Raw genomic sequence first — 13,923 nt, forward strand, 5'->3', positions numbered from 1 at the left:
ACAGGCTCTATGTTAACACATAGAGCCTGTTGTCATGGGTGAAAAAGTAAGGACGTTTAGAACTTAGCTGATACACCAAGTTGATATCTCACACCAGAATATTGAACTAGCGTGACACGTTCACGAACGTCAGCGTATTCAATAATATTTTCGTTGGTAAGGTTAATGGCTTCAAAGTTAACAGTGAAGGTTTCGTTGATATCGTACGAAGTACTAAAATCAAATTGACCATAGGCTTCAACATGTTCTGCTAGTGCACCTCTTGAGCGGCCACCTTGACGAGCGGCTAAGAAATCATCACGCCAGTTATAGGCTAAACGAGCTTGAAAGTTGTCTTTTTCATAGAATGCAATTACGTTGTATGCATTTTCTGAGAAACCTTCTAACCCGCCACCTGCAGGCATCACGCCGTCTTGTTCAAGTTGTTCACCAGCGGCATCTTTGTCTTCACTTGATGTGTAAGTATAGTTAGCTTGAACACCAAACCCACTTAGCCAGCCTGGTAAATAATCAAAGTAATGCAGACCAGCAACTTCGAAGCCAGAAACGGTACCACCAGAGCGATTACCTTTTTCTGTGATGGTTTCTATCAAGTCACCCCATCCTTCAATATCTACACCTGTATCTTCTGTGTAAGTACGAGTAGAGATAAAGCTACTAATATCTTTGTGGAAGAAGTTCATTGAGTAAGCGCTACCAGAATCGTGATAGTACTCTAATGACAAGTCTAACTGAGTCGCTTCGTAAGGTTGTAGGAACGGGTTACCACCTGATTGAGTGAAACTTTCCGCTCTAACGTTGTTGTAACTTCTGTTTACACCCGTGTCTCCAAGTGAAGGGCGTGTGATAACTTTAGCCGCAGCACCTTTTACGAAGAAACCATTACGGTAATCCATAGATACGTTTAAGCTTGGCAATACATGGTTGTAATCGTTGTTTTCAGTTACCGGACGAGGATCGGTAAATTCAACATCAAGCACTACACCATCACCAGTGTCTGGGCGAGTTGGGTCAACAAATTTTTCGACACTAATACGGTCTTTACGGTGACCTGTTGAAGAAACTTTTGTTTCAACATAACGTGCACCAAAGTTACCTGTTAAGTCAAAGTTAGAGAATTCAGCTTCGAAGTTACCTTGTGCATACAAAGAAAGAACTTCTTCTGTGTTCGCAACTGAAGCGGCTTGGTCTAAAATCTCTTCAGCCCAATCAGGTTCGCCACGCAGGTTACCAATATCTGTGATGAATTGATTAATGTCGTTAATTAATACAAATTCACGAGGGAAATTACCCGCTACTTCAGACAAGAAACCGTTGCCTTCGTTGATTGAGAATAAACCATCACTCATCGGACGTTGAGTACCACAGGTGTTGGTTGCACCGCGCGCAATTGGATCTTCAATATTAGGGTTTGAACAGCCATTTTCATTCTTGTACGTTACTTGTGATTTTTCACGATCCGTATAAGCAAGTCCAAAATCTACTGATTGAATGATGTCTAAGTCGCCTTCGAAGTCGTAACTTGCATCGAATTTAGCTTCAAGTATTTCATCTTCTAGTTCGTTATGACGTAAATCATTCCAGTGGGCACGAACGCTTCGAGGGTCACCTACGTCTATGGTCGAATCAATGGCAATGACATCACCTTGGGTTGCATCAAATTTAATATAATCAGCATCAGTTAATCCGCGTTCTTGTCCTTCTACGCTTTGATCAACAGTGTGGTTAATATAATGAGGAACAAAGGTATTGCCTTTCGGATCTGATGTCGCTTTTGAGTAGGCAATGTCGCCCTCAAACTGCCAACGGCCTTTGAAAACTTCTGTATTGAAACCAATGACTTCGGTAGTTGAGTCTTGACCAACTTCCTTAAATAATCCATCAATCGGGCTACTCTCTTTGGTTGCCGATAGAGCTGTTTGGTTTTCAGATATTACAACATCAGTCCAGCCAGTATATTGAAGTGGTATTTGCATACCGTTACTGAATTCTTGGCGACTAAGATCAGAGTATAAATAATCGAAGGTGTGTGTGATGTCGTCACTTTGTGCCCATTGAATGGTCACGTTCGCACTTGTACGTTCACGTTTTTCTTCTGACAAGTTGTACTCAGCTCTTCCAGGGAACCAAACATTACCACTAGAAACTGGACTACCACTTTCAGTCGTAATCGGGCCTGGAGCAAAGTCAGTGTTTTCTGCCTTAAAGCTCGCCCACAAATTGGTTGCAGCTGAGTCAATTCGACTTGTTGACTGTACGCTAGAAAAACCAACTAATACACCAAAGGTGTCATCGTTAAACGTATTACTAAAAATACCAGAAAATTTGGGATCCATTTCTTCTGATAGATCGTTGTATTTCATGTTTATAGAGCCAACAGCGTGCATCCCTGGGTTATTCAAGGGACGAGCTGTATTTACATTAACATAGGCTCCTAAGCTGCCCTCTGCGATATTCGCACGAGAAGCTTTGATTACATCTGCGCCTGATATAAGTTCAGAAGGTAAAACTTGGAAATCAAATTCACGACCACGATCTGTGGTGGCAATTGTTCTATCATTCACTTTAACTGCGTTAAATTTGGGGCCAAAACCACGTACAGTGACTTTCGAACCTTCACCATTTGTACGTGAAATCATAACACCAGAGATACGTTGTAGTGATTCAGCTACGTTTTGATCTGGAAATTTACCAATATCTTCAGCAACAATGCTGTCTTGGATCGAAGCTGCGTTTTTCTTAAGATCCATTGATTCAGTTAAACTACTTCTTATTCCTGAAACTTGAATCACTTCTGTGTCGTCAGCTTCTTGTGCGAAACTAACACTTGTACACAAGGCTGTGGAAATAGCCAATGCGATAGGTAATACTTTTGAATTGAGTGTGTTTTTCATATGTAATCCATTTTTATTGTATATAAACCAGGTTTTGTATTTATTTCGTATGTGTAAAAATTTTGTTTTTTTTAAGATGAATTTAAAAATTATTTTTTATAGGTTCACCTAATTAGACATATAAATATAAGTTTTCCAACCTGTTGTTTTATAACGTTTTAAATTATTTCTTCCTGTAGGGTTTTGATAGGGACTAGCTGTTATAGAACCTATGTTAACAAACATCATATTTTATTGTTTTAATTTTGTTAACAACTTAATTAGAAGTGAAGTAGGGTTTGTTTGCAAGTAAAAACATAATTAATATATGAAAAATGTTAAATGAAATCGTTCTCAAAATTAAGGTACGTAATACTTGTTAAATTACACATTGTTTGGGGGCGGTTGCATGTTGTTTAGTTGTGTATTTTTGATGTTTTTTAATTTGGCTAGTGCGGTGTTTGTTGGTGTGCAACTATTGGCGACAGTGATTTGTCGCCAAGTTTAGTGGTAATTAAAGTGAGTTAACCTGAGTACTGGCTAAGAAGTATCTTTTGAGATGAATTTAACACTTCTCAAGCTTTATTGGATAACTTTGATTTGCTCTCCATTGCCCAACGTAAAGGTTTTCATCATCATCGATACATATACCATGGCAGTGTTTAAATAAATCCCATGTTGAGCACATAGGTTGCAATTCGCCATCTATATATTTTGGTTGAGTTCCGCCAATATTTGCCACTACCTGATGATCTTGGTCCAATACGGTTATAAAGCCAGAATCTACTGCATTGGTTCCTTCGACATGTGACCAACAAACTGGCGCAAAACCAAAGTTTCCTTGAATAACAGGACCGCCAATATAAGCACCGGGGGTGGAGATTGTTGAAATATATTCACCGGTCATACTGAATATTTTTAGTGACTGCTCTCCACGAGAACTTATAATCAGTGTTGGTTCACCTTCTTGCCTTGTATCAATAACGATGCCGTGGGTGTTAGATAAATTTAGGTCAGGATTTTTATTGTCGTGTCCGCCCCAATGGCGAATGTACTGACCCTGTTTGTTATATTGAATAACATAGTCAGAACCATATCCATCTGTTACATAAAAGTCACCGTTGTCAGCAATTGCAATATCCGTCGGTCTAAATGGTTGCTCTGGCGTATATATGCCAATAGTTTGCGGGTGGCCGATACTGAATATGAGCCTGCCTTCTATAGTTAATTTGGCGATAAAGCCACTTTGAGCAATAACCTTGTTAGTAGGTGAGTCCCAATCGTCTGTAGATACGCCATCCCATTTAGGGTTGACTAACCAACCACTATCCACAACATATAAATAATCTTGGCCATCTTCGTTGACCACTTTAATCGCGTGAGCGCCAGGGTATTCGGTTCCCCATGTATCTAATAACTCGCCATCTTGACTATAAACAATAATGTTGTTTTTAACGTTATCGGTGATCATTATGATCCGGCCTTGTGAGTCTATGGCTAGGTCATGGCAGTTTTCGACAGGTACCTTTTGCGGATCAAGCTGTCCCCATTGGGTGTTTACCTTGTATTTAAAATCGCCAGCACCAACAATTTTTCCATGGGGATCTAGCTGTGACTTTGGTAAAGCGTTGGCGGTTTGGGTCATGCTTAATAATGCTCTTTTAAAAAAAGGGAGATTGTACCAAGTGATCTTAAATTGTAAATGGTGAATTGTTTACAAAGTGGGCGGTGGTAAAAATAAAGGCATTTAATTCCATGTATGGTGCAAGCTGGGATTAAATGCCTGTGGAATTCTTTTAATTAACGAATGTTGGCTTTAACAGCTTTTGTAGCTTTAGTCACATCTCCACCACGTAGGGCTTCAACTATCACTCTATGCTCATTTACACAGGCGTCTCCAGAAGTAATACGTTTATAATTCAAACGCATACGCATAACAAATGGATACCAGATATTGACTAACTCATCACCACCTGCTTTGTAAATGATGAATCTATGAAAAGAAATGTCGACTTTTGTTACTTCTGTATAGTCCTCTCTTTCAAAAGCACTTTGTAATTCATCTAAAATTTTATCTAGTTCAATAAAATCTTTATCAGTCAATGAACCATGTAACTGCTCAATTGCATAAACTTCGATGTTTCTTCTAAGGTTAATCATCAGCTTTTGCATACTGGTATCTAGTACGCTGTTGACTGAAGCTCCAACATTATTCTTAGAAATTAATAAACCTTCTTTGGTTAACTGTAAAATAACGTCGCGGATTGGCCCACGAGATAAGCCAAAACGTTCTGCTAGCTCTTTCTCGTTAAGTTTGGTGTTAGGCGCTAAATCACCTGAAATAATATCTGAACGTAATTGTTCTGCTATTTGATCTTTTACAGACAGTATTTTAGTTGGTCTAGAGCCAGCCATCTTTTATCCTTATTATTTTTAACGCCAATTTAATATTAGCTAAATCGTTTATTTAGTACTGTTAACACAAAACTTAAAATTATTTTATGTATATTGAATAAATTTTAACATACAAATTAACAGGTCACACTAACCCAAATTGAATGTTTTATGCCTTAATGTACAAATACTTATACTGTATTGTTAATAATATGTAAATAATCGTTTAATGTCTACTGTTAACAAGATGGATTTCTTTCATTTGGTTAAAAATATGGGCGCTAAATTAGTGTTTACTCGGACAATATTGATGAATGTATGCATGATGAGGGGGTAGGGAAGACGCCTTCTTTAATTCTAATTGTTGCATATCATTCAAAAACTTGGTGACTTCTTGGTCACTCATATTGTCAACGATAGGATGGTAGTTTTCTGGTATTAAACCCTGGCCAATCATGACCTGCATCCAGGAATCCTCAAACAATTCATCATTCTTTAAACATACGTGACCAGACCGTTGGAATAACTCGATTCTGTGTTTTAGTGTTTCAGGTATTTCCATATTTTTATGGTATTGCCAATAAGGGCTATCTTCACGCTCAGTAACAACGTAGTGCAAAATGATAAAGTCTCTAATTGAAGCTATATCTACTTTTGTTTGCTGGTTATATTCATCTATGTCCGTACCACGTATACCGTTAACCGGGAAAAGCTCTAGAAGCCGCGTAATTGATCTTTGGATAAGATGGATACTGGTTGATTCAAGTGGCTCTAAAAATCCGGAGGACAAACCAATAGCTACACAGTTTTTGTTCCAGTGTTGGGTTCGAGTTCCGGTTTTAAACGCTATTTTCTTAGGAGTCGTCACCATCTTCCCTTGAATATTTTCTAACAAGCGTTTTTCAGCATCTTTGTCAGACATATATTGACTACTGTATATCATGCCATTGCCCACTCTATGTTGTAGGGGGATTTTCCATTGCCAACCACTATCGTGGGCAATAGAGCGGGTATAAGGTTTTGCTGGTTCTGTAGATTCGGTTTGTACTGCAATCGCAGTATCATTCACTAACCATTGTGACCAATCTTCATAAGGGGTGTTAAGTGCCTCACCTATTAATAAAGCCCGTTGACCAGTGCAGTCTATGAATAGGTCGCCCGAGATTGTTGAACCAGACTCAAGGCTTAGGCTTTCTATTTCGCCTGAGTTTTCAGACAAATTTACCTTAGCGATCTTTCCCTCAATTCTTGAGAAACTTGAGTTTTTTTCACATAGGGCTCTTAGGTACTGAGCGTATTTTGTGGCGTCTATATGGTAAGCGAAATTGATGCCTTTATTTTTTACTTTGGCAAATCTACCCATTTTTGCTGCAACTTGTTCAACACAAAAGTCGCCAAATTGGTGTTTTAAGCCTAATAATTTACCTCGTAACCAAAAGTGTTGGAAATCAGCAGCCCAACATCCTTTGCCGGTTTCTCCGAAGGCGTGGATATATTTATGGCCCTTTTCTTTCCAGTTTTCAAAACTGATCCCTAATTTAAATGTGCCACCTGTGGCTTTTAAAAACTCGGCTTCGTTAATGCCTAATATTTCGTGAAAGAATTGCATGGTGGGGATAGTGGCTTCGCCGACACCAATTGTGGCTATGTTGTCAGACTCGACTAATTCCACCTCAGTGTTTTTGATTAGCCTAGTCATGGCTATCGCTGTCATCCAGCCAGCGGTGCCGCCTCCAGCAATAACTATCTTGGTTTTTCGTTCTTTCACTTTATTCTCATTTGGGTTTTTATTTATATTAATTAACTTGCACAATCGGTTCAACAGCCCCTAATAAAAAAGGCCTAGTGATAAATCACTAGGCCTTTTATTAACTGCTTACCATGTACACAATATTATTGCGGTACAGGGAACATCAGGATGTTATCAATTTGGAACGTTTGATTAGCTGGAATGTTTATTTCCAATCTAACTTTAGCGTTCGTCCAATCAAAATTCACATCGCTCGCATACGGGGAACCGTTCCAATCCGTACCAGTAGATACAGTGTTTAAGTGATAATAATATTCATTAAACGCTGTTTCAATAGGCTCGGCAAATCCAGCTTTACGCACCCAGTTGCCCGTTTCTTCATCTACTATTCGTATTAGTAATGCTGAAGGATCGGCACTCGGTGTATCAGGATTGTTTACGTATGTCGGGTTACGTAACGCAAGTTTAACTATGTAACGCATACCTGTTTTAACGCCACCTTGCACAAGTTGACTTGAATCAAGGTAAAGTGTACCGCCGTTAGCACCACCAGACACTTCTAGGCCGTATTGCAGGTCTTCAGTGTTTTGTACTTGGTTTGCTTCTTCTGTCACAGCTAACGTAGCGTCACCAGAAACTTGCCAACCTCCAGATGTACCAGTAGAAAATAATCCATCTGGAATTAATTCTAATTCTCTTTTGTATTGGAACTTCACAAGTGAGAAATCATCATAAGTGCCTACGCCTAAACGGAAAGACAAACCAAACGTGGAATCAGGTTGGAAAAACTCATCAGCATTAACGTAGGTAAGTGTGTGTTCCATCCAGTTGCTAGTACCGTTATTAGGTGATTCCTCTACTTGGAATACACTGCTTTGGTCACCATTTTGGTTAAATGTAACTCGAGAACTACCCCATGCGTTGGTTTGTTTGGCAAAGAAGTTGATATAATACTCATCACCTTCTTCAATCTTACCCTGGTTAATACCATCTTCACCAAGAAACATGAATGTGCCATCAGCTGAATTGTTAAGTCCATATTCGCCAGAGTACGCCGCTTCTGCCGCTACACTTAATGCGCCGTCACCACCCGTCCAAGACGTTCCGTCTAACGTGCCAGATTCGAAGCCATTAGCTTCAGGCATATCGCTATGCATCAAGTTGTGCGTACCACCGGTCAAGGTAATATTTAAGGTACGTTCTTCTGAAGTTAAAGCACCGTCTGTTAACTTATAGGCATAACTCAATACTTGTTCTTCACCTGGTGCTAAGTCTAAGAACCCATATGGGTCAACTTTAACGATATTAGGATTAGACAAGTCAACCCCGTATCCTGCACTGCCATCTGCTGCGACAAAATCAACTACTTGCATATTGTCACCATCAAGATCTATTGCCCCGGCTTTTAAATCAAAGCTAGTGGTAAAGGCAGATGTTGACATAGTTTGTTCTAACACAGCTTCTTTAAATTCAGGCGGATTGACTATATCTGCGCCTAAAATGTCTACAAAGAAACTACGGTCAACAAAGTTTGTCCCGTCTGATACCTGGAAAGTAAACTCTAAATTTACTGAGTCACCTCTTTCTAACAAATCAGCATAAGGTGAAGGATCAATTTCTACATTATATTCAACCACTCCTTGTTCTTCTGACCACTTAATAGTTGATTTGGCATTATTAAACACACCTTCTGGTGTACCTTCTGGTGCAGTTATACCAATTATTTCCAATCTTTCAGCAGTGTAATCTTGAGCCCTATAGATATTGGTAAGGTCTCCCACTTCATCCTTGAGCTCTTCGATATCTACGATATCTTGGTCATAAATACCAGCGGCAATATCGATTCGAATTGGCGCTGATTTTTCAGAGATTTCTCTTGACGGCTCTGGTTGTAACAAAGGTTCGCCTGTATCAGGGTGTAGTACTATTTCATCACTATTTATAAACCTTTGGTAGAATGCAGGAGCTGCATCTTCACCATCAATAACCACTTTTAAACGTCTATCAAGTGTGGTTTTACCGTCCGTTACTTTATAGATGATGTGTAACAAAGAATATTGGCCATTCACTAATATTGGTGCAAACTCGCTAGGTGTCACCACTAATTGAGTCTGTTTTAGTTGAAAACCATAAATCACTTCGTTAGTTGCTGCTAAGTTTTGCAATTCACGGATGTCTTGTTCTTGCACACTTGTGGTATTAACTATCTCACCGTCAGCATCAATTAATCCTAGTTCATTAAGGATTGGCTCACATATTTCTGGATATTCTGGCGCAATCGCTATAGTTGAGGAACAATCAGGGCCTTCCCAGACAAAACGCACATCTTTAACTTGTAAAGATGAGCCATTGTCTGCATCGGTAATTCCAGTTAACAGGTCAATTTCAAAGAAATCAACGTCTTCCGAGTTTGATGTGTCAGGGTTAGGGAATTTGTCAGCGCTTTCTTTAAAGCGAAATTCCCATTCCATGTTGCCATCTGCATTGTCGTACGTTGACGTCATATAATTAATGGAACCGTCAGCATAATCAGCCGCTGAACTCATGCCATCTATAAGTAAAGCTGACGTGTCCAACACTGGAGCTATGTTATTTTCAATAACGGTTATGTCATTGTCTGTTCCGCCACCACAACCGTAGAGTGCAGTCATCACCGCTGGAACTAATAGATTTTTATATTTAAATTTCATTTTTATCATCCTTCACTCTAGAAGTTAACACGTAGGTCTACACGGTATGTACGACCAGTGAACTGCAGCAAATTGGTTCTACTCTTGTTCACATCATCTTCAAGGGCGTTACCTTCATCAAACGGAATTTCGTTACCTTGCGCATCGACATCACCTAATAGGTGCTCACGACTGGTGTAGTAACGTCTTGTGTTTTCATTGGTAAGGTTAATAGCATTGAAAGAAACTTGAACGTTGTTATTTATCTTATAACTTGCTGATAAATCGAACGTACCACTGCCTTCTTGCCAAACAGACCCTTCGCGAGAGAATCGAGTAACCAATTCATCTGATTTTCCACGATAAGCTAGTCTTACTAAGTGACCATCTTGCTCCCAGAATACAGTCGCGTTGTAACTGTGTTTAGGTGTCCAAGCTTGAGGGAATTCAGGTAAAACCTTACCTTCTTCTAATGTTGATAATTGTTCATCAGATTTACTTTGTTGGAAGGTATAGTTCATGGTAGTACCTAAACCGCCCATCCAGCCAGGTAAGAAGTCATACACTTGCGAGTAAGATAATTCAACACCCGTAATCGTTGCACCCTCACCGTTAATTTTTCTACGGGCATCATAAATACCACAGTAGTTAATTAAGTCTGAATCATCGAACCACCAGTCTTTAGCTACGTCACTTAAGTTACCACGTCTTGGCATACAAATAGATTGGCCAATTTCCGTATAACCAGTAGGATTGGCTGCAAAATATTCACGGATTTGTTCTTCACTACGAATAATATCTGCAGCGTCATATTCTGTTAAGTCTTTATCACGTAAATCATCAACATAAACAATCGAACTTTCATTTTCGATAAAGTTGGACATATCTTTATTGAATACAGCAACCGATACCATGCCTGTTGGATTGAAATACCATTCTAAAGATAGATCTAAGTTAACTGATTCTTGAGGTAATAACTTAGGGTTATTCAGAGTTAGGTTTGAACCACGAGTAGTATTAACCGCATCACCCCAGATACCTTCGTTCAACTGGAACCCTGGTTTCAAATCATCAATTGGCGGTCTAGACATAGTCTTAGATACAGCAAAACGTCCGATTAAGTCTTGACTCAATTGGTAATTTAAGTTCAAGCTAGGTAAGAATAAATCGTAACTATTAAAACCAGCGGTTTTAAAGGTACGTAGACTGTTATCAGGCGGCGGATCTGCTAATGGATCATCTGTAAATACGTCAACAGCTAGTGTTGAAATATCACTGTGACGCCAGTTCCACCACCAACCACCTTGTGCTCCACCTTGTACGGTACGAGGCTCGAAACAAGGATATCCTGCATCATCAATTGGCATACGTACTGGATTATCTGGGTCGGTTCTATCCCAACCATTACCATCAATACGGTTTTCTCTTAACTGAGAGTTAGGCGCATTTCGTGGTTCAGTTGTTACACAGGCATCTAACTCTTGATTACGTAATTGTCTCCAAACAAACGGGTCAAATATACGGTTTAATGGAGTACTTTGGAATTTAGCCCCTGAACTACCGTAAGTTTCTACGTCAGTTTTCACATAACGTAAACCTACATCACCTGTTAGTTTGCCATCAATGTATTCAAAGTTAGCTTTAACATACGCGGCACTGTTTTCTAGAATAGCTTGGCGAGTACGTGAATCATCAATTTCTAGGTTGTTACCTTCAATACCATAAGCTAAATCAATTAATTTTTGCTCATCTACCATGGTCCAACCATCAGTGATGTTATTACGTGATACCCCAAATTCTGACATGAAGTTATCTACAGGGAAGGTTTCATCAGATTGGAAGTTAGCTGCACTGATAGTATTGACACCTTGACCAGCGATAATTCCTTTTATACCGATAGGAGTACCTTCAGAGTCATAACGCACCACTTCAACGGGCTGAACAGTAGTACGGAATTGAGCATTTTGGTCATCGACATACTTGTCACGTTCTGACCACTTGGCACCAAATTCTATTTTAGTAATACCTGCAAAGTCTAAATCGTAGTCAAAATCAACAAAAGCCGTTTTTTGAGTATCTTCAACTTCTTGGTCACTCATGCCCATCCAGTTAATGGCTTGCGCCGCGATGTCATCAGGGTTAAATGCACTTCGACCCATGTTGTCACCATTTGCTAATGGATCCATTAGTGAAGCGAAGCCATCACCAAATACAAATTCACATACGCCCGATGTACAGTCGTAACCAGCTGGCTGAATACCTGTGTGCGGGGTTCCAAAAGCATCTGCACGTGCTTTAACTTGAGACTGCACACCATAACCGTTTAGTAGGTTCATGGTTACTTGATCAGGACGATCTTTATAGGTACTTGAATAGTTAAAACCAGCTTCAACTTTTAAATCTTCAGTTATGTACTGAGTGATGTTAATGCTCGCCACTTTATTGGTGGTTTCATCTTCACCATTTAAACGCCTAAATCCACCATCAGCAAAACGGTTAATAGATTTAACTAGCGTTCTAGACTCTGGATCCATTACCCACCAATCTTCTTGAGGGTCTGTATAAGTTGGATAGTTGTCTGTGCCAGGCACTGCAGAGTTTGGATTAAATACACCTTCACGGTAGTTATCTTGGTCAGCTCGAGACCTAATATTTACCCCGTGATTGGTACTAACCACATTTTGTTTTGCCCAGTTAAGGTTCACAACAATATCTGTATCTTCAGTAGGCTGATATTGGAAAGTGGTATCTATACCTTTGCGGTTTCTTTCATTAGTAAACAATGAGTATTGAATCGCGTTAGGAACCAAAGCTGTGGTGTCTGAAATAATGTTGCCTTCGAGGTCACGAGCAACATATACATCAGTAACCTGATATTGATCAATATTCATTTGGTCACGGCGAATTGATGAGGTTTCATCAACAGCTGTAATTAGGAAACCAATTGTTTCGTCAGCAAATTTTTGTGAAAAGGTTCCTGATAACTTGTGGTCGCCTTTTTCAGAAAAGTCGTTATACCTACCTTGCACTGTCAATCGACGCACATCATTAGCTAGATCAAGAGGTTTAACAGTACTTAATCGAATTGAAGCACCTAGCGAACCTTCGTCATGGTCTGCACTTGGCGTTTTTACAACATTAATACTTGATAATACATCTGAAGAGAATGCACTTAAATCTACGGATTGGTTAAAGTCAGCAGTCGTTAAAGTGGCACCATTTAAGGTAATAACGTTTTGGTTTGGGTTTGCACCACGAACCGTGATCATTGTACCTTCACCATCAGTAGATTGTACTGATACACCCGTTACCCTTGAAAGAGCGTCTGCAATGTTTTGGTCGGTTGATTTACCGATGTCTTCGGCAAAAATTGAATCAGATACGTTTTGACTTAAACGCTTTTGGTTCATTGATTTTAAAAGACTACCTTTAAAACCCGATACCTCTATAACTTCAATTTCATCGTCATCTTTTTTTGATTTTTGTGTTGTTGCGTTACTAACGGCAGTTTTAGCTACTTCTTCTTCCGCAGCTTGCTGGTTAGCGTAAGCACTGGAACTGCTGGCTAACATAGCCAAAGTCAGCGCACTTAACTTAAACCTTGTTCCCGTATTGTTCATGTGTTTCTCCCTTAGGGATGTTATTTGACTGATTTTAGACGTTGGGAATGTACTAAATTCAGAGCCTCTAAAGTTATACTTGGATTTGTTGTTAACAACTTTTGTACAACTCAGTAACACTATATACCTGCTTGTATAGATTAATCTACATTGTAGCTATGTATATTGTTAACAGTAGTATAATTACACCTTGTGGTTTTTTGATAAATATTTGTGTAAACATGATTTTTTTGCTTGGCTGTGTTTTTTTATCTTATTGTTATTTAACACTATTATGTAAATTTTGTTTATTTGTGTTTACAGGTGAAAGCAAAAAATTATTTGTAAAAAAAATAAAAAACATAACCTCAATACGAAATTGCGTAAGAAACAAAATCAGTTTAAATGAAACTGTGTTATTGTATTATAATTTATCAGTGAATCCTCGATTTACATTTAAATTTAATCTTTCTTTGTTACTTTTTGCTTGTTATTTTTGAATTCGCATCAAGAGATTATGTGTAATTATGGAGGTCGATGAATAGATATTTATCAAATTAGGATAATTATTAAAATGGAAGTTAATACCTTTAAATTAAAGGGTTTTTTGTGAGCTTGTTATAAACATACGCTTATTG

General features: G+C 38.9%; 6 protein-coding genes. All 6 read right to left on the bottom strand.

The genetic code is table 11. The features are described 5' to 3' along the window. Positions 1-56: 56 nt before the first annotated feature. The 6 genes from ACSHXM_RS17730 to ACSHXM_RS17755 all read right to left on the bottom strand — a co-directional run bounded on the left by ACSHXM_RS17730 (position 57) and on the right by ACSHXM_RS17755 (position 13,306). A complete protein-coding gene (locus ACSHXM_RS17730) occupies positions 57-2,894 on the bottom strand; it encodes a TonB-dependent receptor (RefSeq protein ID WP_435690960.1) in 2,838 nt (945 codons plus the stop codon). Positions 2,895-3,438: 544 nt separating this feature from the next. Beyond that, complete coding sequence (locus tag ACSHXM_RS17735) at positions 3,439-4,518, bottom strand: 6-bladed beta-propeller (protein ID WP_435690962.1); 1,080 nt, start codon at positions 4,516-4,518, stop codon at positions 3,439-3,441. A gap of 155 nt (positions 4,519-4,673) precedes the next feature. Beyond that, the gene (locus ACSHXM_RS17740) at positions 4,674-5,288 is read right to left on the bottom strand and encodes a GntR family transcriptional regulator (protein WP_435690964.1); all 615 of its coding nucleotides are present in this window, start codon (positions 5,286-5,288) and stop codon (positions 4,674-4,676) included. A gap of 265 nt (positions 5,289-5,553) precedes the next feature. Beyond that, positions 5,554-7,035: a tryptophan halogenase family protein gene (locus tag ACSHXM_RS17745; protein ID WP_435690966.1), complete on the bottom strand. Its 1,482-nt coding sequence runs from the start codon at positions 7,033-7,035 to the stop codon at positions 5,554-5,556. A 125-nt stretch (positions 7,036-7,160) separates the two neighbouring features. Next, positions 7,161-9,707 carry a hypothetical protein gene (locus ACSHXM_RS17750; RefSeq protein WP_435690968.1) on the bottom strand — a complete coding sequence of 849 codons (2,547 nt, stop codon included), beginning with the start codon at positions 9,705-9,707 and terminating at the stop codon, positions 7,161-7,163. 17 nt (positions 9,708-9,724) lie between these two features. Beyond that, positions 9,725-13,306: a TonB-dependent receptor gene (locus ACSHXM_RS17755; RefSeq protein WP_435690970.1), complete on the bottom strand. Its 3,582-nt coding sequence runs from the start codon at positions 13,304-13,306 to the stop codon at positions 9,725-9,727. Positions 13,307-13,923: the final 617 nt, after the last annotated feature.

Origin of the sequence: Paraglaciecola sp. (genome assembly GCF_051252315.1) — a bacterium.
GTDB lineage: Bacteria > Pseudomonadota > Gammaproteobacteria > Enterobacterales > Alteromonadaceae > Paraglaciecola.

Excerpts from the sequence above, each read along its gene's own strand:
- ACSHXM_RS17730 (WP_435690960.1), bottom strand. The coding sequence starts at position 2,894 with ATGAAAAACACACTCAATTCAAAAGTATTACCTATCGCATTGGCTATT.
- ACSHXM_RS17735 (WP_435690962.1), bottom strand. The coding sequence starts at position 4,518 with ATGACCCAAACCGCCAACGCTTTACCAAAGTCACAGCTAGATCCCCAT.
- ACSHXM_RS17740 (WP_435690964.1), bottom strand. The coding sequence starts at position 5,288 with ATGGCTGGCTCTAGACCAACTAAAATACTGTCTGTAAAAGATCAAATA.
- ACSHXM_RS17750 (WP_435690968.1), bottom strand. The coding sequence starts at position 9,707 with ATGAAATTTAAATATAAAAATCTATTAGTTCCAGCGGTGATGACTGCA.
- ACSHXM_RS17755 (WP_435690970.1), bottom strand. The coding sequence starts at position 13,306 with ATGAACAATACGGGAACAAGGTTTAAGTTAAGTGCGCTGACTTTGGCT.